2 protein-coding genes are annotated in these 26,123 nt (G+C 40.6%); both read left to right on the forward strand.

From position 1 onward, the window contains the following. The first annotated feature begins 111 nt into the window (after positions 1 to 111). Entirely contained in the window at positions 112 to 8,751 is an 8,640-nt protein-coding gene (locus MKY98_RS12980; protein WP_069012549.1) for a hybrid non-ribosomal peptide synthetase/type I polyketide synthase, read from the forward strand. A 42-nt stretch (positions 8,752 to 8,793) separates the two neighbouring features. Beyond that, the gene (locus MKY98_RS12985) at positions 8,794 to 26,112 is read left to right on the forward strand and encodes a non-ribosomal peptide synthase/polyketide synthase (RefSeq protein WP_341010946.1); all 17,319 of its coding nucleotides are present in this window, start codon (positions 8,794 to 8,796) and stop codon (positions 26,110 to 26,112) included. The last annotated feature ends 11 nt before the right edge of the window (positions 26,113 to 26,123 follow it).

Here is a 26,123-nt window from a genome sequence, read left to right on the forward strand (position 1 = left end):
TAAAACTTATGCCTCCGTTAACCATCGAGCTTGAACTTTTGCAGCAGGGTTGTTCAATTATCAGACAAGCTATTCAAGAGAATATAAATAAAGTATTGGAGGTCGAAAGTTATGGATAAAATCGCCATTATAGGAATAGGATGCCGTTTGCCAGGAGGAATAAGGGGGCCTGAGGAGTTCTGGGAAGCATTGACTGCGGGAAAAGATATGACTTCCGATTTACCCGAAGGCCGCTGGGATTTAGAAAAGTTTTATGATCCTGACAAATCAAAGCCAGGCAAGCATTACACCTGTCATGGTGGATTTTTAGATAAAATAGATGAGTTTGACCCTTTGTTTTTTGGTATTTCTCCAAGGGAAGCGGCCTTTCTTGATCCACAGCAAAGACTGATGCTGGAGACATCATGGGAAGCAATGGAAGATGGAGGCTTGGATCCGGCCAAGCTAGCAGGAACCAATACCGGTGTCTTTGTAGCGGGCTTCACCCTTGACTATCAAGCAATACAATTTAAAAACGAATCGGTTGAAAGTTTAGATACACATTCGGCAACGGGTATGATGATGACAATGTTGTCCAACAGGATTTCATATATATATGATTTCAGAGGTCCAAGTTTGTCTGTAGATACAGCGTGTTCGGGCTCTTTGGTTGCAACACACCTTGCATGCGGGAGTTTATTGAATAATGAATGTAATCTCGCAATAGCAGGCGGAGTAAGTGTTATAGCTACACCTGAGTATACCATAGCGGAAAGTAAGGGTGGTTTTTTATCTCCCGATGGACGGTGCAAAACTTTCGATTCCAGTGCAAACGGTTATGCAAGAGGAGAAGGAGCCGGCGTTGTGGTTTTAAAACGCCTGTCAGATGCTATCGAAGACGGAGATAGGATTTATGCCGTAATAAGTGGATCGGGTGTAAACCAGGACGGCCACACAGACGGGATTACTGTTCCAAACGGGCAGGCTCAGGAAAACTTAATGAAGGAGGTATACAAAAAGGCAGGAATATCACCTTCAGATATAACATATATTGAAGCTCACGGCACCGGCACTCCGGTTGGAGACCCTATTGAGGCTAATGCAATAGCACGAGTGGTTTCAACAGACAGGCCAAAAGATAAAAAGTGTATTGTCGGATCTGTTAAGACAAACATTGCCCACCTTGAGGCCGCTGCAGGAGTTGCCGCACTGATAAAAGCTTCACTAATCATAAAGCATAAGCAAATACCTCCACATCTGCACTTTAAGAATCCAAACCCTAAAATTCCCTTTGACGATTTATGTATACGAATTCCTCAGACCCTGGAGCCTTTGCCGCAACCCGCATTGGTTGGCATAAATTCATTCGGTTTTGGAGGAACAAATGCCCATATCCTCTTGGAGGAAGCTACAGATCTCCAAAAACAGGGTACTCCTGAAGTTAATGTAAATACCGGATGGCCATATATGATTCCCATATCTGCGCGCTCAGAAAAGGCGCTAAAAAACTATGCGCAAAAGTATGTTGATTTTATTAATGGAAGTGGAGAAAGTATTTCTTTATATGATATTGGAAGCATGATGAGCAAAAAGCGCACCCATCATGACTATAGACTAGCAGTTTCGGCATCTTCAAAGGAAGAACTTGCAGAAAACCTGGAAGCGTATATTAAAGGACAAGCACGCCAGGGGATGTCTGCGGGAAATGTTGAGGCAGGAAAGTACAATAAAGCTGTTTTTGTATATACAGGTATGGGGCCCATATGGTGGGCTATGGGCAGACAGCTCCTTGAAAAAGACCCTGTGTTTAGAAATATGATAGAAAAATGCGATAAACTTACACGTCAGTATGCTGGATGGTCTCTACTGGAGGAACTTCTCGCCGATGAGGAGAATTCACGTCTGGACCAGCCCCAGTTTGCTCAACCTGCCAATTTTGCTGTTCAGGTGGGTTTGACTGAAGTATGGAAATCCTTGGGTATTATACCCCATGCGGTGGTAGGACACAGTGTTGGAGAAGTGGCTTCTACATATGTTGCAGGAATTTACAGCCTTGAAGATGCCATGTTGGTAAGTATTCACAGAAGCCGTGCACAGCAAAAAGCAGTAAACAAGGGCACAATGCTGGCGGTAGGTTTACCAGAAAAAGAAGTTGTGGCCCTGCTGGATGAGAACATAAAAGGTGTTTCAATGGCAGCAATCAATAGCCCAAATTCGGTAACTTTGTCAGGTGATCCTGATGCCCTTGAGCAGATCCAAAAACAGTTGCAGGATAAGGGGGTTTTTGCGCGGCTTTTAAAGGTCAATGTAGCGTATCACAGTTACCAAATGGAACCATATGAGCAGGAGCTATTGGAGGCATTAAAAGGAATAAAGTCCCAGCCTGCCGGGATACCGATATATTCCACGGTTACAGGGAAAATGCTGACGGGTACAGAGTGTGATGGACATTACTGGTATAAAAATGTAAGAGAGCCGGTACGTTTTGAAGCAGCAATGTATGAAATGATTTCGTTGAATTATAACTTATTTATTGAGGTGGGCCCTCACCCTGTTTTAGCAGCTTCTATTTCTAATTGTCTGTCAGCTAAAAACGTTGAAGGTAAGAAGTTGTTCTCTATAAAAAGAAATGAAAACGAACAGGTTTCAATACTGGAGAACTTAGGGAATCTATATGCACTGGGATACCCTATAGATTGGAACAAGATTTACCGGTATCAAGGTGAGTTTGTAAGTCTCCCTCTTTATCCATGGCAATGGGATAAATACTGGATGGAAACGCAGGAATCAAGTGAATTTAGGCAGGGAAAAAATAAGCACAAGTTTTTAGGACGCCGTTTGAAAACTTCCAGCCCTATATGGGAGATTGAACTTAATACTACCTATATGACGTATCTTTCTGATCATAAAATACAAGGTATAGAAGTTTTCCCCGGAGCAGGGTATGTAGAGCTGGGAATGGCTTGTGCCAGAAGCTATTTTGGAGAGGGTTTTTATACAGTTGAAGATATAAAGTTTGAAAATGCTTTATTTTTAAATCAAGGAGTATCACCTGTGGTGCAGGTGGTTTTGGATCCAAAAACCGCAAAATTCGAGATTTCAAGCAGGATACCGGGACAAGATAAGACTTGGACATGCAATGCATCCGGCACAATAAGAAAACGGCAAAACATAAAGATCACTGCTAAAGATGAGTTGATTCAAATACTTGGCAATTGTACCAAAGAATACGGAAAAGAAGTATGTTATAAAACCTTCTATCAAATGGGTTTCCATTATGGTCCTTATTTCCAAGGTATAGACAAGATATGGAAAGGTGATAACGAAGCTCTTGGCAGGATCGAGATCCCTAAAATACTGGAGATTGATAGCTCTATCTACGGTCTTCACCCGGCGGTATTGGACGCCTGTTTCCAGGTTACCATTGCGGCAGTTGCACCACTTAATGAAGATGAAAATAACGAAGGCCAATCATTCCTACCTGTAGGAATAGACAGGGTGCAGCTTTATGGAAGGCCGGAGCCTGTCATGCTTTGTCATACGCAGTTGGTAGATAGGAAAGATAATAATTTGAACGCCAACATCCGTCTATATAGTGAGGACGGAAATCTAATCGCCGAAATACTGGGCATAAGAACTAAGGAACTTGGAAATAGTGGAGGGTCTGATGCTGGAAGAGTTAAGGATTATCTTTATGAGATAAACTGGGAGCTTCTAAAAAGTGAAGAAGTTGATACCCGCACAGCTGCTGCTAACTCTGGAGCATGGCTTATTTTTGTGGATCATAAAGCAGCAGGAAAAGAACTGGCAAATCTCCTTGAAAAAAGGGGAGAAGAATGCTTTATGGTATATCCTGGTGAGGATTTTGGTTGGCAGTATGAAGAGCGTGAGATATATATAAACCCTCGAAGCATTGAGGATCTTAGATCGTTGTTTGATGAATTCTCAAAAATTAAAACGAAGCTAACAGGTATTGTATATATGTGGAGCCTCAATATCCTTGAGATCCAGGAAGTTAGCAATACAGCTATAGAAAAAGCTTGTTTTGAAAACCTGTTTGTATTAAAACACCTGGTACAAGCAACCACAAATCTGGGATTAAATTTTAAGCTGTGGGTTATTACAAGAGGAGCCCAAATGATCAACAGGGCTACTCCAAATTCTGCATTCTTACAGTCGTTGGTATGGGGCCTTGGCACCGTCATAGGTTACCATGAGTTGCCTTCAAATTGGGGAGGCCTTGTAGACCTTGACATAGAGGCCAATGCGGGTGAAATGGAAATGCTGTTAAAAGAAGTCTTAGGTAATGGAGAGAACCAAATTGCTTTCCGTAATGGGAATAGACTTGCAGCAAGAATCGATAAACTGCGGATTGATATGCAGCATCAAGTACCCGTACATCTTCGCCCCGATGGAAGTTATGTTATTACAGGTGCTTTTGGTGGCATAGGTATGATTACAGCCCAGTGGATGGTTGCCAAGGGAGCAAGACATCTGGTACTGCTTGGACGCGGAGAATTTCCAAAACGTTCTGAATGGAACAATGTAGAGCCAGGCAGCAGCCTTGCAGAGAGGATTGAGTTTGTTCGTAAGCTGGAGTCCCAGGGGGCAACAGTATATATTGGATCAGTGGATGTAACTGATGAGGAAAAGCTTGCTGGATTTTTTAAAGATTTTGATAAGGAAGAAAGGCCTCCTATTCGAGGTGTTGTACATTCTGCTGGTATTACGGATGATCAATTTCTTGAGGTTAGTAAAGATGAGACTTTTTATAGGGTCCTTTCGCCTAAGGTAAATGGTGCATGGAACCTTCACCGTATGACAGAGGGACGGCCTATTGACTTCTTTATTTTATTTTCTTCAGTTGCTTCTGTATTTGGTTCACCAGGCCAGGGAGCATATGCAACTGGGAATGCCTTTTTGGACTCACTTGCACATTACCGTTTATCGAGAGGACTTCCTGCACTGAGTATCAATTGGGGACCATGGTCAGAGGTTGGAATGGCTGCAAGGTTTATGGAACGTGATCCGGAGTATTATATACAAAAATCCATAGAATCTGTAACGGTAGAAAAGGGAATTAGGGCTATGGAGCACCTTGTTGGAGAAGCTGTTGCACAGTCTGTGGTTCTACCTATACTCTCGTGGCAAACGTTTGGGGAAAAATGGTTCTCACCCATGAGTTCTCCACATGTGCTTAAAACTCTTTTGCAAGATGAGTCAGGACAACAAGAGAATATAAATAAATCAAAGGTGGATGTTGATATCCTGGAGGATATTATTTCATCTCCAATACAGAGCAGGCAGAATATCGTTGAAATGCATATTAAAACAATAGTAGCGAAGGTTTTGCGTTATAATCCTGAGGATCTAAGTACCAAACAACCACTAACTGTTTTTGGGATGGATTCATTAATGGCCACCGAAATAAAAAACAGGATGGAGGTTGCCTTTAAAACACCTGTTTCCATAGTAGAACTTCTTAAGGGTTCCAGCATATACGATCTTTCCGAGCAAATGATATCAAAGCTATACGAATCGGGAAAGATTTCAGAACAGGGTTCCCTAAATATGGGTAAGGCTGAGCTTGAAAGAATACCTAAAGTTTCTGAAAAAGAGCACTATGAAACCTCATCTGCACAAAAGATGATGTATATCATTAATAATCTTGAGGGTAACAACATTGGGTATAACATACCTGTGGGAATTTTATTTGAAGGTGGGATTGAAAGGGTTGCCCTTGGGGAAGCATTAAAAACATTGATACAAAGGCATGAAGCATTTAGGACATCCTTTGAGATGATTGATGGGGAGCTTGTGCAAAGGATACAAGATGAAGTTGATTTTACTATAGAATATTTTGAGTCTGAGGAAGACGGAGTAGAGAAAATAATCGATGAATTTGTAAGACCGTTCGATTTAAGCAAAGCACCCTTAATAAGAGTAGGTCTTATAGAAATCCATGCTAGCAGGCAAATACTTTTGCTTGATGTACATCATATAGTCTCGGATGGAACTTCAATAATCAGGACTTTTGATGAAATAGTTTCTATATTAAGTGGTGAAAGCCTTCCGGCAATGGAGGTGCAATATAAGGATTTTGCCCAGTGGCAGAATGGCTTGTTTAGCACTGAGGTTTACAAAAAGCAGGAAGAATACTGGCTTAATAGGTTCAAGGGTGAAATTCCTATCCTTGATATGCCTACAGATTATCCTAGGCCTGTCCTTCAAAGCTTTGAAGGAAATAGGTTGCTATTTGATTTAGACAGTCATTTGATGGATAAATTAAATGTACTTTCCTCCCAAACAGGAGCCACCGTGTATATGATACTTCTTGCGGCATTAAATACACTAATGTATAAATACTCAGGACAGGAAGACATAATTATTGGTACTCCTATAGCGGCAAGAACTCATTTTGATACTGAAAGAATACTGGGGATGTTTATAAATACCCTGGCATTAAGGAATTTCCCAGAGGGAAATAAGGCCTTTACTGAGTTCTTGGAAGAAGTAAAAGAAAGCTCCTTAGAAGCATATGAAAATCAGGAATACAGGTTTGATCAGTTTGTGACAAAACTTAACGTAAAGAGAGATTCAAGCAGAAATCCTTTATTTACTGTTATGTTTAATATTGTTCCTTCTGATGAGCATATTATGGAACATCGTGGTGAATTAAAGTATTCCAAATATCCGGTTGAAAGTAAAACATCAAAATTTGACCTAACATTCCAGTTGATACCAGATGGTCATAATATAATATTATGGATGGAATATGCTACACGTCTGTTTAAGAAGGAGACGGTAGAAAGGCTTGTTCAGCATTACTTTAATATCCTTGAAGAGATAACCTCAAACCCTGAAAAAAAACTATCAGAAATCAATATGTTATCCCAAGAAGAAAAGGAGCGAATAATATACGGCTTTAACGATACGAAGGTTGAATTTGAACATCACCTGACGGTACACCACCTGTTTGAGCAGCAGACGAAAGTACGTCCAGACAATATAGCAGTAGCGTATGAAGGCCGTAGATTTACATATGGCCAGATCAACCAAAGGGCAAACAGGATAGCAAGGTACATGCTAAAGGCTGGCACTGGTAGAGAAGAAGCCGTAGTTGTCATGCTGGAGAGGGGACCCTTATTTGTAGAATCGGTACTTGGTATATGGAAAGCAGGGGGGGCTTACATACCTGTAAATCCAAAATACCCTACACAAAGGGTGCTTGATATATTTAAGGAATCTAAAGCTGCCTATGTGTTGACCTTATCAGATTATGTGACCCAGCAGCTTAGTGAGAACTATAAAGGCCGAATTATATACCTTGACCAGTGTGAAAAAGAGATTGAGGCTGAAAGTGGCGAAAACCTAGATCTAGATATAGACATAAATAGTTTGGCCTATGTTATATATACATCTGGTTCAACTGGTGTACCAAAGGGAGCTATGATAGAGCATCTTGGCATGATAAACCACATCCATGCGGAAATAAAGGAACTTTGTATAACTAACAACAGCATAATATCCCAGAACTCGCCTCAATACTTTGATGTATCTGTATGGCAGTTCTTTGCAGCCCTAACCATAGGAGCTCAAATTATCATCTATCCAGATGAAATAGTAAAGGATGTTGCAAGGTTTACGAATCGGATCATAGAAGATGGCATAACGGTCCTTGAGGTGGTACCTTCATACCTTGCTTTAATGCTTGAGTATGTGGAAAATACAGGGAATAAACCGGAAAAACTTCATTACTTGCTGATAACGGGAGAAACCGTAAAATCCGGCATAGTAAGGAAATGGTTTGACCTATGTCCAAATACTAAAGTAGTTAATGCCTACGGACCTGCAGAGGCAGCGGACGATATTACTCTATATACTATGGAAGCTGCTCATGAAGGAGAGAACATTCCTGTAGGCAAGCCTATACAAAATATGAATCTATATATAACAGATAAAAACATGAACCTGTGCCCTATCGGAGTAAAAGGAGAGATCTGCGTCTCTGGAACAGGTGTAGGAAGGGGTTATTTAAATGACCCTGAAAAAACAGCCCATGTATTCCTTGAAGATCCTTTCAGAGAAGAAAAGGGGATAAGGCTGTACAAAACAGGAGACCTGGGAAGATGGCTGCCTGACGGGAATATCGAATTCCTGGGCAGAATAGACCATCAGGTTAAGATCCGCGGATACCGAATAGAGCTTGGAGAAATAGAAGCTCAGCTTCTAAAACATTCTTCAATAAAAGAAGTTGTGGCAGCAACAAGGGAAGACCCCCAAGGGAACAAGTACATCTGTGCATATATAGTTGGAGAAAGTGAATTGACAATACCGGAATTAAGGGAGTATCTCTCCAAAGATCTGCCAGACTACATGATCCCTTCATATTTTGTACAGTTGGAAAAACTGCCTTTATCAGCGAATGGCAAGGTAGATAGAAATGCCCTGCCTGCCCCTGATGGAAATATTAATACAGGGGTAGACTATGCTGCACCATTCGGTGAAATTGAGGAGAAGCTTGTACTGATATGGAGCCAAATCCTTGGAGTCCAGAAGATTGGAGTAAATGATAACTTCTTTGAATTAGGAGGAGACTCATTAAAGGCAACCAATCTTGTATCAAGGGTTCATAAAGAATTTGACATAGAATTTGCATTAAAAGAAGTGTTTATGGGTCCTACAATTTCGGCAATAGCAAAAAGTATTAAAAATAGACTTAACGATACAGTGGAAATCGAAGAAATTTTAAGCATGATTGAAAATCTATAAATAGGAATTAAAAGAGATGAAATAGAGAAGAGGGACGAAGTTATGGATAATTTGATGAAAAGAATAGAATCTCTTTCTCCAGAAAAAAGAAAGCTATTTGAGACGATGCTAAAAGAAAAAGGAAAAGATGTTTCAAAATATACGCCAAATGCCTTTTCTGGAATACCTTCTGCCAGAGAGCAGGAATTTTACCCTATGTCATCTGCCCAGAAAAGGCTGTATATACTAAACGAGCTTGAAGGAGCAGGTACTGCATATAACATGCCAGGCGTCGTACTGCTGGAAGGAAACATTGATGCAGTACGCTTCGAACAGGCATTCAAGGAGCTAGTAAAAAGACATGAGGCTCTGCGCACATCATTTCATATGGTTGAGGGTGAACCAGTACAAAAGGTTCATGATTACGTGGATTTCAGTATTACGTACCTGGAACTGGATGAAGAAAAAGCAGCAGAAATAGTCAAAGAATTCATAACGCCCTTTGATCTTAGCCAAGTTCCATTACTGAGAGTAGGACTTGTAAAAACGAACGAAGACAGGCGTGTTATGATGTTTGACATGCACCACATAGTATCAGATGGTATATCAGTCAATATACTTATGAGTGAGTTTTTGGATTTGTACCAAGGGAAGACCCTTTTGCCACTACGGATACAGTACAAGGATTTTTCTGTATGGCAGAAGGAGATGTTTGCCGGAGACTCAATAAAGAAGCAGGAAGAATACTGGCTCCAGACATTTAAGGGTGATATACCGGTACTGGATATGCCTACTGACTATCCAAGACCGGCGGTACAAAGTTTTGAAGGAGATGCTGTAAGCTTTGAAATAAACCCTGAACTTTCAGTCAAACTAAATAAGCTTGCAACAGATAATGGAGCTACCTTATACATGGTACTGATGGCTGCATATAACGTACTCCTGTCCAGATACACTGGACAGGAAGACATCATAGTTGGAAGTCCTGTAGCCGGAAGGCCCCATGCTGACCTGCAGGGTATCATTGGTATGTTTATAAATACCTTGGCCATAAGGAACTATCCTGAGGGAGAAAAGACCTTCGTCCAATTCTTGCAGGAAGTAAGGGAAAATGCGTTTTTGGCTTTTGAAAATCAGAACTACCAGTTTGAAGAACTTGTAGAAAAACTTAATCTCATGAGGGACATGAGCAGGAATCCTCTTTTTGACACTATGTTTGCACTGCGCACTTCAAACAAGACAGAATTTGCAGCATCGGGTATAAACTTCAAACAATACAACAACTGGCTGGAAGGCAGAAAGGCAAAATTTGACCTTATGCTTGAAGTGGTAGAGGGTCAAGAAGGTATAACATTTAACCTTGAATATTGTACCAGGCTGTTTAAGAAGGAGACAATAAAAAGGTTTGGAACCCATTACATTTCCGTTCTTGAAGAGATAACGGCATGCCCTGAAAAAAGGTTGTGGGAAATTGATGTACTGTTACAGGAAGAAAAACAGCAAATCCTATATACCTTTAACGCTACAGAGGCACAGTATCCTAAAAACAAGACTATCCATCAGCTTTTTGAAGAGCAGGCAGAGAAGAACCCTGATCATGTAGCTGTGGTATTTGAGGGTAAAAAGCTTACATATAGTGAACTCAATAAAAAATCAAATGGGTTGGCCCATGTATTAAGGGCTAAAGGAGTCAAACCGGACAGTATCGTAGGTATTCTGGCAGAACGCTCACTTGAGATGATAGTAGCAATCCTAGGGGTATTAAAAGCAGGAGGGGCATATCTTCCCATGGATCCAGATTATCCTGAGGAAAGAATAAGTCATATGCTGGAAGACAGCCGGGCAGTGATCCTGTTGACCCAATCACATTTTATAGACAAATATACATCAATAGGTACAGTAATAAATTTAGAAGATGAGCAGGAATATTCAGATGAACAATATAACTTATCGGAGGTAAATAAACCTTCCGATCTAGCTTACTTAATATATACCTCAGGCTCTACAGGTAAACCCAAAGGGGCAATGATAGAGCATAGAAACATAGTAAGGCTGTTATTTAACAGTAAAATGCAGTTTGATTTTAACGAAAATGATGTATGGACTATGTTTCATTCTATGAGTTTCGATTTTTCCGTATGGGAGATGTACGGGGCGTTGTTATATGGGGGCAGATTGGTGGTAGTTCCTAAAATGACAGCACGCAGCAATGTAGAGTATCTGAGACTTCTAAGGAATGAGAAGGTGACCGTATTAAATCAGACACCTTCAGCCTTCTATAATATAGCCAATGAAGAAGTATCATATGAAGAAAAAGAACTTAAGATAAGATATGTCATATTCGGAGGGGAAGCATTAAAGCCTGCATTGTTGAATGAATGGAGAAAGAAGTACCCGCAGACTAGACTCATCAATATGTATGGAATAACCGAGACAACAGTGCATGTCACATATAAAGAGATAGAAGAGGAAGAAATTAGATCTAATGTGAGCAGCATAGGAAGGCCTATACCAACCCTTACAACATATGTAATGGATAAGAACATGAAAGTTGTTCCCATTGGAGTAGCCGGAGAGCTTTGTGTAGGAGGAGACGGAGTTTGCAGAGGATATCTTGGAAGACCGGAGCTTACAAAGGAAAAGTTCGTTCAAAATCCGTACAAGCCGGAAGAGAGGTTATATAGATCTGGAGACCTGGTCCGGTTATTATCTGATGGAGAAATGGAATACCTGGGTAGAATAGACCACCAGGTAAAGATAAGAGGCTTTAGGATAGAGCTTGGTGAAATAGAAGCACAACTGCTAAAGCATCCTTCAATTGAGGAATCTTTGGTGATTGCAAAGGAAGACCATCAGGGCAGTAAATACCTGTGTGCATATATAGCGGGAGAAAATGAGCTGACAATATCAGAACTAAGGGAGCATCTCTTAAAAGAACTGCCCGAATACATGGTACCATCATACTTTGTGCAGCTTGAAAAAATGCCATTGACAGCTAATGGCAAGATAGACAGGAAGGCATTGCCTGAACCCGAAGGTAATATAAATACGGGAATAGAGTATGAAGCGCCTATAGGCGAATTTGAAGAGAAGCTTGCACTGATTTGGCAAGACATCCTTGGAATTAAGAAGATAGGAAGAAATGACAACTTCTTTATGTTAGGTGGACACTCTTTAAAGGCTACAAGCCTTGTAGCGAGAATTCACAAAGAGTTCAATATAGACATGCCTCTTAAGGAAATATTTAAGGCTCCAATTATAGCGGAAATAGCAAGGTATATGAAGGAAGCAAAGGAGAGTATATATCAATCCATCCAAACTGCTAAAGAGATGGAATACTACCCTATGTCATCAGCCCAAAGAAGGCTGTATATATTAAATCAGTTTGAAGGAGCAGGGACAGCATACAATATGCCAGGCAGCTTGCTGGTTGAAGGCAGTATTGATCTGGAGCTTTTTCAGAAGACCTTCCAACAGCTTATAAATAGGCATGAGACCCTTCGAACATCTTTCCATTTCATAGAGGGTGAACCCGTCCAGAAGATCAATGATCCTGTGGGTTTTAGTGTAGTGTATCTAGAATCTGACGAAGAAAAAGTGGGGGAAATCGTAAAAGAATTTATAAAGCCGTTTGATCTTGGAATTGCTCCGCTGCTAAGAGTAGGCCTTGTGAAAACGGGAAAAGACAAGCATGTCATGATGTTTGACATGCACCATATCATATCTGACGGTACGTCCATGGATATACTGGTACATGAGTTCATGGATATGTATGGAGGAAATAACCCTTCTTCCCTCCGTATACAGTACAAGGACTATTCTGTTTGGCAGAAGGAACTATTTGCTGGGGACAAAATAAAGAAGCAGGAGGAATACTGGCTCCAGGAATTTAATGGAGAAATTCCTGTGCTGAATATGCCAGTAGATTACCAAAGGCCTGCGGTTCAAAGCTTTGACGGAGGTTTTATCCGTTTTGAAGCAGGCAGTGAGCTTACGGGAAAACTTATTAAGCTTGCAAGGGATAATGGGGCTACTCTTTACATGACATTGCTTGCTTCATACAACATACTGCTGTCTAAGTATACGGGGCAGGAAGATATTATAGTGGGAAGCCCTATAGCTGGAAGACCTCATACAGATTTACAAGACATAATAGGTATGTTTGTAAATACTTTAGCCATGAGGAACTATCCCCAGGGAGAAAAGACCTTTGCTGAGTTTCTAAAGGAAGTAAGGGAAAACTCTATAAGGGCTTATGAAAATCAGGACTACCAGTTTGAAGAACTGGTGGAAAAGCTTAATGTAAAGAGGGATATGAGCAGGAATCCTCTTTTTGATACTATGTTTGTATTGCAAAATACCGGCTCATCAGAATTGAAGATAGATAGGCTTAAGTTTATACCCTATACAAATGAATTTAGAATATCCAAATTTGACTTGACATTAAATGCTCGGGAAACCCAGGAAGGTATTGCATTTGATTTGGAATATGCCACAAGGCTGTTCAAGAAAGAGACTGTAGAAAGGTTTGCAGCCCATTACCTTAATGTTCTGGAAGAGATAACGGTTTATCCTGGAAAAAGGTTGTCAGAAATTGATATGCTTTCACAGGAAGAAAAGCAGAAAATACTATATGACTTTAACGATACAAAGGTCCGGTATCCTAAGGATAAGACTATACATCAACTGTTTGAAGAGCAGGTAGAAAAGACACCCAATAATATTGCTGTAGTGTTTGAAGATAAACAGCTGACTTATAAGGAAGTAAACGAAAAGGCAAACCAACTGGCCAGAAAATTAAGAGAAAAGGGAATAAAACCTGATAGTGTAGTGGGAATTATGGTAGAACGTTCCCCGGAAATGATCATAGGGATCATGGCTGTCCTAAAAGCTGGGGGGGCTTATTTACCCATAGCTCCTGAATACCCTGAAGACAGGATCCAGTTTATGCTTGATGACAGTGGCAGCCAAATTATTCTGATACAGGATAAATTTATAAATGCTAAAGGTAGTTACAGAAATGCTGAATTTATTAGCATAGAAAATCAGGAACTATTTACTGGGGATGTATCAAATCCAAAGTTAATTAGTAAACCTGAAAACTTGGCTTATGTAATATATACATCCGGTTCTACCGGCAAACCCAAAGGGGTAATGATAGAGAACTACTCCGTAATCAACCGGATCAACTGGATGCAGAAGCAATACCCGATAGCTGAAGGTGATGTGATCCTGCAGAAAACTCCCTATACCTTTGACGTATCGGTATGGGAATTATTGTGGTGGAGCTTTACTGGGGCCAAAGTCTGCCTGCTGATACCGGGAGGAGAAAAAAATCCGGAAGAAATCGTGAAGGCAATCGAAAAAAATAAAGTTACCACAATGCACTTTGTACCATCCATGTTGAGTGTATTTTTAGAGTATGTAAAGGAAAAGGGGATAATAGAGGAAATAGCAAGCTTAAAGCAGGTATTTGCCAGTGGAGAAGCACTGAACCTGAAGCAAGTAGAAAAGTTCAACAAGCTGCTGTACAAAGAAAAAGGAACAAGCCTGCATAACCTGTACGGACCAACAGAAGCAACAGTAGATGTATCCTACTTTGGCTGCTCTACGGAAGAAGAATTGGAGCTTGTACCTATAGGAAAGCCCATAGATAACATTAAGTTGTATGTTGTCAGTAAGGAAAAGGGCCTGCAGCCGATAGGAGTAGCGGGAGAACTATGCATAGCAGGGGATGGACTGGCAAGAGGGTACTTGAACAGACCGGAACTTACAGAAGAAAAATTCGCAGCAAACCCATTCGCACCGGGTGAAAGGATGTACAGGACAGGTGACCTGGCAAGGTGGCTGCCTGACGGCAACCTAGAATATCTGGGCAGGATCGACCATCAGGTAAAGATAAGAGGCTACAGGATAGAACTGGGTGAAATAGAGAACCGGTTATTAAAGCATGAAGCAATAAAAGAAGCGGTGGTATTGGACAAAGAAGGAGCTGACGGAAATAAGTATCTTTGTGGATACGTCGTACCGGATCAAGAAATAACCGTACAGGGGATGAGGGAACACTTGTCAAAAGAGCTCCCGGACTACATGATCCCTTCCTACTTTGTGCGGATGGAAAAGCTGCCATTGACCCCTAATGGAAAAATAGACAGGAAAGCATTGCCTGTGCTCGATAGCAATGTTAATACCGGCGTAGAATACGTAGTACCTTCGGGAGAAATAGAGGAGAAACTTGCGCTGTTGTGGCGGGATATCCTTGGAATAGAGAAGGTAGGAAGAAATGATAACTTTTTTATGCTTGGGGGACACTCGTTAAAGGCAACAAGCCTTGTAGCAAGAATTCACAAAGAGTTCAATATAGACATACCTCTTAAGGAAATATTCAAGACACCAACCATCTTAGAAATTGCCAGATATATTAAAGACTCAAAGGAGAGCCTATATCAGTCAATCCAACCGGCAGGAGAAATGGAATACTACCCTATGTCATCTGCACAAAGAAGGCTGTATATACTAAACCAGCTTGAAGGGGCAGGGACAGCATACAACATGCCTGGTATTATGCTGCTGGAAGGAAGCATTGATACAGCGCGTTTCCAGGAAGTCTTCAGGCAGTTGGTAAAAAGGCATGAGACTCTTAGAACATCGTTCCACATGATCGATGGTAACCCGGTCCAGAAGGTTCATGACCATGTGGAATTCAGCGTGATGTACTTTGAAACTAACGAAGAAAAAGCCGCAGAGTATGCTGGGGAATTTGCCAGACCTTTTGATCTTGGCAAGGCTCCTCTGCTAAGGGTAGAGCTTGTAAAAACGGGAGAAGACAGGCATCTTATGATGTTTGATATGCATCACATTATATCCGATGGTGTCTCCATGGACATACTGATTCGTGAGTTTATGGATCTTTATGAAGGAAACAACCCTCCAGCACTTCGGATACAGTACAAAGACTACGCTGTATGGCAGAATAAACTGTTTGATGAGGGCGGAATTAGCAGCCAGGAGGAATACTGGCTCCAAGCATTCCAGGGAGAAATACCTGTACTGAATATGCCGCTAGACTATCCAAGGCCTGTAATACAAAGCTTTGAAGGGGATTTTTTTAGCTTTGAAGCAGGCAGTGAGCTTACGAATAAATTAAACAAGCTTGCAAGGGATAATGGGGCTACGCTTTACATGACACTGCTCGCGGCATACAACATATTGCTGTCTAAGCACACCGGACAGGAAGACATAATCGTTGGAAGCCCTATAGCCGGAAGGCCACATTCAGACCTGCAGGATATCCTTGGTATGTTTGTAAATACCTTGGCTATGAGAAATTACCCCAAGGGAGATAGTACCTTTGTAGAATTCTTGAATGAAGTAAGAGAAAACGCTCTAAGGGCTTATGACAATCAGGATTACCAATTTGAAGAACTGGTTGAGAAGCTTAACTTGAAGAGGGACATGAGCAGAAACCCACTGTTTGATACTATGTTTACCATGCAAAATGCCTCTAAGGTAGAATTTGCAGTACCTGGTATAAGCTTCAGACCTTTTAATAACGGGCTAGAGTATAGAATATCAAAATTTGACCTATCCATTGATGCAATAGAGCGTGAAGATGGTATGGCTTTTAGCTTTGAATATTGTACTCGGCTTTTCAAAAAAGAGACTTTAAAAAGGTTGGCGGCTCATTACCTTAACGTGTTGGAAGAGATAACCGCAAATCCGTTTAAAAGGTTGTCGGAAATAAATATGTTGTCCCAGGAGGAAAAACAGCAAATAATCTATGGCTTCAATGATACAAAAGTAGAATATCCTAAGGATAAGACCATACAAGAGCTATTTGAAGAACACGTGGAAAAGACGCCTGATAACATAGCAGTAGTATTTGAAGATAAATACTTGACTTACGGAGAACTTAATGAAAAGGCCAATCAACTGGCTTGGATCTTAAGGGACAAGGGATTAAAACCTGACAGTGTAGTAGCTATAATGGTAGACCGGTCCATAGAAATGATAATAGGTGTAATTGCTGTATTTAAAGCAGGAGGCGCGTATTTACCCATAGACACCGAATATCCTGAAGAACGAATCAGATATATGATCGATGACAGCTTGGCTGGAATTATTCTTACGCAAGAACATCATAAAGAAAAAATTAAATTTGATCTTGATATTATAAGCTTTGATGACTGTGTGAATTACAACGGGAGAACAGAAAATCTTCCTGTCATTAATAAATCTTGTAATTTAGCATATGTCATTTATACATCAGGAACCACAGGAAAGCCAAAGGGGATCATGATAGAGCATAGAAGTCTTGTCAACATATCTTACGCATGGAAAAAGGAATATAGGCTTGCGGATATGGATGTAAAGCTGTTGCAAATCGCAAGTTTTTCTTTTGATGTATTTGTGGGAGATGTTTCGAGAACGCTGCTCAACGGAGGCCAAATGGTTATTTGTTCATCCGAGGAGAGATACGATCCTGCACGATTATATTCACTTATTAAAACCCATAAAATAACCATCTTTGAATCCACACCGGCACTGATTATTCCTCTTATGGATTATATCCATGATAATGCTTTGATTATTGATAGCCTCAAGTTGCTTATACTTGGATCAGATACTCTCTCTGTGGAAGATTATGAAAGATTACAATCCTGGTATGGAGAGAAACTGCGGGTTGTTAATAGCTATGGGGTTACTGAGTCCACCATAGATTCCAGTTATTACGAAAAGAGACTGGGAAGCTATTTGGAATCCGGGAGTGTACCTATCGGAAAGCCAATGCAAAATATAAAATACTACGTTGTTGACAAACACTTGAGACCTCAGCCTACAGGGGTTTTGGGTGAGTTGTGCATAGGGGGAGAAGGGCTTGCAAGGGGATATCTAAACCGGCCCGAACTGACAGCTGAAAAATTTGTACCTAACCCGTTTATACCAGGGGAAAGGATGTATCGTACAGGGGATCTGGCCAGATGGCTGTCTGATGGGAATATGGAATTTTTAGGAAGAGTAGATCATCAGGTAAAGATAAGGGGATTTAGAATAGAGCTGGGGGAAATAGAAGCACAACTGCTAAAGCACATTTCAATAAAGGAAGCAGTGGTTATTGCAAGGGAAGATCAGAAGGGAAACAAGTATCTGTGTGCCTATGTGGCAGGGGAAAATGAATTAACAATAGCAGAACTAAGGGGACATCTCTTAAAGGACCTTCCAGACTATATGATACCATCCTATTTTATGCAGTTAAAAAAGCTGCCGCTGACTCCCAATGGCAAAATAGATAGGAAGGCATTGCCCGAACCTGACGGCAATATCGATGCTGGAATAGAGTATGTCGCACCCTTGGGTGAAGTGGAGGAGAAACTTGCGGGGTTGTGGCAGGATATCCTTAGTATAGAGAAAGTGGGAAGAAACGACAATTTCTTTGAGCTGGGGGGACATTCCTTAAGGGCAGCAAATCTTATTGCCAGGATTCACAAAGAGTTCAATGTAAACATACCGCTTAAAGAAATATTTAAGAGCCCAAATATGTCTGAAGTTGCCGAGTGCATCAAGATTGCAAAGGAGAGTGTATTTCATTCTATTGGGCCGGCTGGGGAGATGGAGTACTATCCAATTTCATCCGCCCAGAAAAGGCTGTATATTCTAAACCAGCTTGACGCAGTTGGGATGGCATACAACATGCCTGGTATTATGCTAATTGAAGGCAAACTCGATAAACTGCGCTTTGAACAGGCTTTTAGGGAGCTTGTTGACAGACATGAGTCTTTCCGTACCTCATTCCATATGATAGATGGTAAACCGGTACAAAAGGTCCATAGCAATGTGGATTTTAGTGTTATGTATATGGAAACCGATGAGGAAAGAGCTGCGAAAATAGCCAGTGAATTTATTAGGACCTTTGACCTTGATGAGGCTCCTTTACTTAGGGTTGGGCTTATAAAAGTTGGAGAAGACAGATATAATATGATGTTTGATAAGCACCATATTATATCTGACGGGGTGTCTGACGACATACTGGTAAGAGAATTTATGAGCCTGTATGAAGGTAAGGAACTTCCGGAACTTAAGATTCAGTACAAGGATTTTTCCGTATGGCAGAACAGGCTGTTTGCTGATGGGACAATTAGTAAGCAGGAAGAATACTGGCTCCAAGTATTCAAAGGAGAAATTCCTTTGCTTAATATGCCGCTAGACTACCCTAGGCCAGCTATACAGAGTTTTGAGGGAGATGTGATCAGTTTCAAAGCAGGCAAGGAGCTTGCTGTTAAACTGAACAAACTTGCAGTGAATAATGGTGCCACGCTCTACATGGTACTTTTAGCTTCATACAATGTCCTTTTATCCAAGTACACCGGACAGGAAGATATTATAGTTGGAAGTCCCGTTGCAGGAAGGCCGCATACTGATCTTCAGGACGTTATTGGTATGTTTGTAAACACGCTAGCCATGAGGAATCACCCTCAAGGTGGAAAGACTTTTGTGGACTTCCTTAATGAAGTAAGAGAAAACTCCTTAAGGGCTTACGAAAACCAAGATTACCAATTTGAAGAACTGGTAGATAAGCTTAACCTGGAAAGGGATCTGGGTAGAAATCCACTTTTCGATACTATGTTTGTACTGCAAAATATCGAGGCATCAGAAGTGAAGATGGATGGGCTAAGGTTTATGCCCTATGACAGTGAAGTAAGAATATCCAAGTTTGACTTGACTTTAAACGCTGAGGAAACAGAGGACGGTATTGCATTTGAATTGGAGTATGCTACCAGGTTGTTTAAGAAAGAGTCAGTTATAAGGCTTATTGCCCATTACCTTAATGTATTGGAAGAGGCAGCAGCCTTTCCTGAAAAAAGGCTATTAGAAATTGATATGCTGTCACAAGACGAAAAACATCAAATATTATATGAATTTAATAATACAAAAGCAGGATACCCTCGGGAAAAGACCATCCATCAGATTTTTGAGGAACAGGTGGAACGGACACCCAATAATATTGCTGTAGTGTTTGAAGATAAACAGCTGACTTATAGGGAGCTAAACGAAAAGGCAAACCAACTGGCCAGAAAATTAAGAGAAAAGGGAATAAAACCTGATAGTGTAGTGGGAATTATGGTAGAACGTTCCCCGGAAATGATCATAGGGATCATGGCTGTCCTAAAAGCTGGGGGGGCTTATTTACCCATAGCTCCTGAATACCCTGAAGACAGGATCCAGTTTATGCTTGATGACAGTGGCAGCCAAATTATTCTGATACAGGATAAATTTATAAATGCTAAAGGTAGTTACAGAAATGCTGAATTTATTAGCATAGAAAATCAGGAACTATTTACTGGGGATGTATCAAATCCAAAGTTAATTAGTAAACCTGAAAACTTGGCTTATGTAATATATACATCCGGTTCTACCGGCAAACCCAAAGGGGTAATGATAGAGAACTACTCCGTAATCAACCGGATCAACTGGATGCAGAAGCAATACCCGATAGCTGAAGGTGATGTGATCCTGCAGAAAACTCCCTATACCTTTGACGTATCGGTATGGGAATTATTGTGGTGGAGCTTTACTGGGGCCAAAGTCTGCCTGCTGATACCGGGAGGAGAAAAAAATCCGGAAGAAATCGTGAAGGCAATCGAAAAAAATAAAGTTACCACAATGCACTTTGTACCATCCATGTTGAGTGTATTTTTAGAGTATGTAGAGGAAAAGGGGATAATAGAGGAAATAGCAAGCTTAAAGCAGGTATTTGCCAGTGGAGAAGCACTGAACCTGAAGCAAGTAGAAAAGTTCAACAAGCTGCTGTACAAAGAAAAAGGAACAAGCCTGCATAACCTGTACGGACCAACAGAAGCAACAGTAGATGTATCCTACTTTGGCTGCTCCACGGAAGAAGAATTGGAGCTTGTACCAATAGGAAAGCCCATAGATAACATTAAGTTATATGTTGTGAGTAAGGAAAAGGGCCTGCAGCCGATAGGAGTAGCGGGAGAACTATGTATAGCAGGGGATGGACTGGCAAGAGGGTACTTGAACAGACCGGAACTTACAGAAGAAAAATTCGCAGCAAACCCATTCGCACCGGGTGAAAGGATGTACAGGACAGGTGACCTGGCAAGGTGGCTGCCTGACGGCAACCTAGAATACCTGGGCAGGATCGACCATCAGGTAAAGATAAGAGGCTACAGGATAGAACTGGGTGAAATAGAGAACCGGTTATTAAAGCATGAAACAATAAAAGAAGCAGTGGTATTGGACAAAGAAGGAGCTGACGGAAATAAGTATCTTTGTGCGTACGTCGTACCGGATCAAGAAATAACCGTACAGGGGATGAGGGAACACTTGTCAAAAGAGCTCCCGGACTACATGATCCCTTCTTACTTTATGCAGATGGAAAAGCTGCCATTGACCCCTAATGGAAAAATAGACAGGAAAGCATTGCCCGAGCCTGACGGAAGTATGAGTACGGGAACAGAATATGTAGCGCCGCGGAATGAAGTGGAAGAGAAACTGGTTGAAATATGGCAGGAAGTGCTTGGAGCAAAACAGGTAGGAATAAGGGACAACTTCTTTAAAATAGGCGGAGATTCTATACGTGCAATATCATTAGTCAGCACAATATGCAAAAAGTTGGATATAAACATCCAAATCAGGGATATATACATGAATCCTGATATTGAGAGATTGTCTGCATTCTTAAAAGTAAAAGATACGGAAGCTTTTAACAGTAAGATGGGTAAAGCAAGGGAAGAACTGGAGTTATTTAAACAGCGAATATTGATGAATGAAACTCTCTCAGAAAAGTTACCTTCGGACATGGAAGATATATATCCGATGAGTCACATAGAGCTGGGTATGATTTATCATTCCAAAAAAGACTATGAAAATGCAGTTTATCATGACCAATTTGCATTTCATCTGAATGACAAAGACTTTGATTTCCCAGCATTTAAAGAAGCGATGCTTCTAATGACGTCAAAACATGATATTTTAAGGACGGTTTTTAATTTAGAGGATTTTGAAACTCCTGTGCAAATTGTTTACAAGGGCAGTAGTCTTGATATTGAGCAGATAGATATCATGAATTTTAGCAGGACAGGGCAGGTTGAGTATATAAACAAATATTTGGAAAATGACAGAGCGAATCCGTTTGATATATCAAAGCCCCTTTGGAGGATAAGAATATTCAAACTTGACGCAAACCATATTTGTCTGGTTCTGATATTCCACCATGCTATCCTGGATGGCTGGAGTGTTGCTTCATTGATTACGGAAGTTTCAAACCTATACTCTAAGCTTAAGCAAGAAAAAGATTATATACCAACACGGCTTAAATGCAGCTATAAAGATTATATAGCAGACCAAATGACAATTAAGGACAACCAGGAAGTAATTAATTATTGGAGAGAGGAATTAAGTGAATATAAAAGGTTGAATATGCCTGCAAATATTCATGGAAAAACAAAAAAATCTTATAAAGTAGACCATGTAACACGCCATTTAAGTCAGGAATTTTTAGGTGATTTAAGAAGTACTGCCAGAAGATATGATGTAAGCTTAAAGACACTTTGCTTTGCTGCATACACTTATATGCTCAATATGCTTTCATACGAGGATGACTTTGTCGTAGGTTTGGTAGAAAATAACAGACCTGTATGCGAAGATGGAGATAAGATGCTGGGGTGCTTCTTAAATACGGTTCCCGTCAAAATGTGTTTTGATAAAATCGATATATGGGAGGAATTGATAAAAGTTGCAGAAAAGAAATTAATAAACTTAAAGCTTTATGGAAGACTGCCTTTATTTGAGATCATAAATATCCTGGGCGGAAAAGAAAACAAAGAGGAAAATCCTTTATTTGATACCATATTCAATTATGTGGATTTTCATATATATAACGAGATAATAAACAAAGAAATCGGTGATGTTAAAGATAGAATTTCAGTTGATGAATATGAAGCAACCAATACAAGTCTTGACTTTACAGTAAGTAATACATTCGATGATCTTAATATAAGCTTGATCTACTCGGACAAAGTATTGGAAAGAAAACAGGCAGAAGAGTGTATAGACTATTTTATTAATATTTTAAATATGTTTATCCATAACCCCAAAGGGTCAGTTGACAAGCTTATTATATTAAGTCATGAAGAAAGAAAGCAGTTGCTGATAGACTTTAATGATACTAAGAAAGACTATCCGCAGGACAAAACCATACATGAGCTGTTTGCTGAGCAGGTGGAAAGGACACCTGACAACATAGCTGTGGTATATGAAGACAAGCACTTGACTTACAGGGAATTGAACGGAAAGGCAAATCATTTGGCCAGAGTATTGAGGAACAAAGGGGTAAAGCCTGACCGTATTGTAGGAATTATGGCCGAACGTTCATTTGAGATGATTGTGGGGATATTTGCCATATTGAAAGCTGGAGGGGCGTATCTGCCGATAGATCCTAATTATCCTGATACAAGGATAAAGTATTTGTTGGACGATAGTGGTTCCCAGATCCTTTTGACCTCCAGGACCTTTATGGAAAATAAGCAGATTGATGCGGATATTATATATCTGGAGGAAGAATATTTAAATGAAGAGAACTCAAAGCTTGAAAATGTAAACAAACCCTCGGACCTTGCGTACGTCATTTATACATCAGGTTCGACAGGGAAGCCCAAAGGTGGAATGATTGAGCATACTAGCGTTGTAAACATAATTACAGCCCTCCAGGCCATGTATCCGCTTAAAGCGGAAGACGCTTTTCTATTTAAAACAACTTATACCTTTGACGTATCCGTAGCTGAGATATTTGGCTGGTTCCTCAACGGAGGAAAGCTTGTAATATCACGCCAAGGTGTGGAAAAGGAAGCTATGGAGTTAGTAGAGGTAATAAACAAGCATAAGATAACCCATGTAAACTTTGTACCATCAATGCTGAATATAATGGTACAAACTTTAAAAGATAATGGTATAAAACTGCCATCAACTCTCAGGTATATTTTTGCTGCTGGAGAAGCGCTGCCCAAAAAGCTTGTCCATGAGCTTTTCGATGTCTCAGAGAACACATCTCTGGAAAATATCTATGGGCCTACAGAGTCCACGATATATGCAGCGGGTTACAGTATAACAAAGAAAATAGCAGAAGAACTTATAACAGTACCTATAGGGAAAGCTTTACAGAATGTATACCTTTATATACTGGACAAGCACAACCAATTAACTCCTGTAGGAGTGGCCGGTGAACTTGTGATAGGTGGAAGCGGTCTTGCAAGGGGCTATTTGAATAGACCTGAACTGACAGCAGAAAAATTTGTACCTAACCCGTTTATTCCCGGCGAAAAAGTGTACCGCACAGGGGACTTAGTAAGGCGGCTTCCTGATGGGAACATCGAATTCATGGGCAGGATCGACCACCAGGTAAAGATAAGAGGCTTTAGAATAGAGCTTGGAGAAATTGAAGCACATCTGGTGAAGCACACTGCTATTAAGGAAGCAGTGGTTATTGCAAAGGAAGAGCAGCAAGGGAAGAAGTACCTGTGTGCATATATTGTAGGGGAAAATGAATTGACCATTTCCGAGCTAAGGGAGCATCTCTTAAACGAACTACCTGACTACATGGTACCAGCATATTTCATGAAGCTGGAACAGCTGCCATTTAATGCCAACGGTAAAATTGATCGGAAAGCATTGCCTGAACCACAGGGGAATATTAATACCGGAGTAGAGCATGTAGTTCCTAGAAACGAAAGAGAAGAAATACTGGCCAAAGTATGGGAAGACGTACTAAAAACTGAAAACATCGGGGTAAAAGATAATTTCTTCAGCCTTGGAGGAGACTCAATAAAAGCCATACAGGTAATGTCGCGTCTTAACGTCCATGGGCTAAAGCTCGAAATGCGGGACTTATTCAAACATCCTGTAATTGAGGAACTCGTCGAATATATACAATCTACAAGCCGAAGAATTCATCAAGGCCCGGTAGAAGGCATAGTACCGATAACACCTATACAAAGATGGTTGTATAAACAAGACAGCAAGGATATCCATCATTTTAATCAGGAAATAATGATATATGGGCGTAACGGATTTGAAGAAGCTATTATTCGAAAAGTATTGTCAAAGCTTGTAGAGCACCACGATATTTTTAGAACAGTGGTAAAAATAGAGGATCAAAATATACTCCAATACAACAAAAACCTTGAAGGTGAACATTTTTCATTGGAAATTGTAGACCTTAGGGACAGCTATAATTACCGGGAAAAAATAGAGCTGGAAGCGTCGAGGATTCAGAGGAGCATGGACTTGTATAACGGTCCTTTAGTTAAGGTTGGTCTGTTTAAGACTAAAGAAGGGGACCACCTGCTAATAGCTATTCACCACCTTGTAGTTGATGGGGTATCGTGGAGAATCATACTGGAAGATTTGGACATAGGATACAGACAGGCGCTAAACAATGATGAAATAAAATTCAGCAACAAGACCGACTCTTTCAAAGATTGGGCACAGAGGCTTGATGAGTATGCCAATAGCCCTGAACTATTAAAAGAAATAAATTACTGGACCAATTTGGAAAAAACTGAAACAATACCGCTTCCAAAAGACCGAGAGATTGAAGAAAGAAGGTATATGAATAACAATAGCGTCAAGATCGAGCTGAGTATTGAAGAGACTGAGAAGATGCTAAAGCGGGTAAACCATGCTTATAACACAGAAGTAAACGACATATTGCTTACCGCCTTGGGATTAGCAGTGAGGGAATGGACCGGAAATGATAAGGTTCTGATCAGTCTGGAGGGGCACGGCAGGGAGGAAATCATTAAAGACATTGACATAAGCAGGACCGTGGGATGGTTCACCACCCAGTATCCCGTGGTGTTAGATGTCAGCGGACAACTCGATATTTCCCGCATGATCAAATCGGTAAAAGAAAACATCAGGCAGATACCTAACAAAGGGATAGGTTACGGCATACTAAAATATCTTACCTTGCCGGAAAACAAAGCCGATTTAAATTTTAATCTAAACCCTGAAATAAGCTTCAATTACCTCGGTCAATTCAACCAGGATAATGTAGACAATTTATTTGGAGTGTCTGATATTCCTGCCGGAGAGTCTACAGGACCAAACTATAAAAGTGAGTATTGTATTGATATTAACGGCGGAACTGTAGAAGGCGGGAAGCTGGAATTAAACTTTAGCTACAACCAGGGCGAGTATGAGAAGAGTACTATTGAAGGGGTAGCGGTGAGTTTTAAAAAGCATTTAGTAAACATAATAACCCATTGTGCAGAAATGGACTATTCAGAAGCTACACTCAGTGATTTTACAGTAGACGATCTGAATATGGATGAGTTTGAAGACGTATTGAATAACTTCGAATAAAAAGAGTTTGT

It is taken from the genome of Paenibacillus sp. FSL M8-0228 (assembly GCF_038007385.1).
Classification (GTDB): domain Bacteria; phylum Bacillota; class Bacilli; order Paenibacillales; family Paenibacillaceae; genus Paenibacillus; species Paenibacillus polymyxa_D.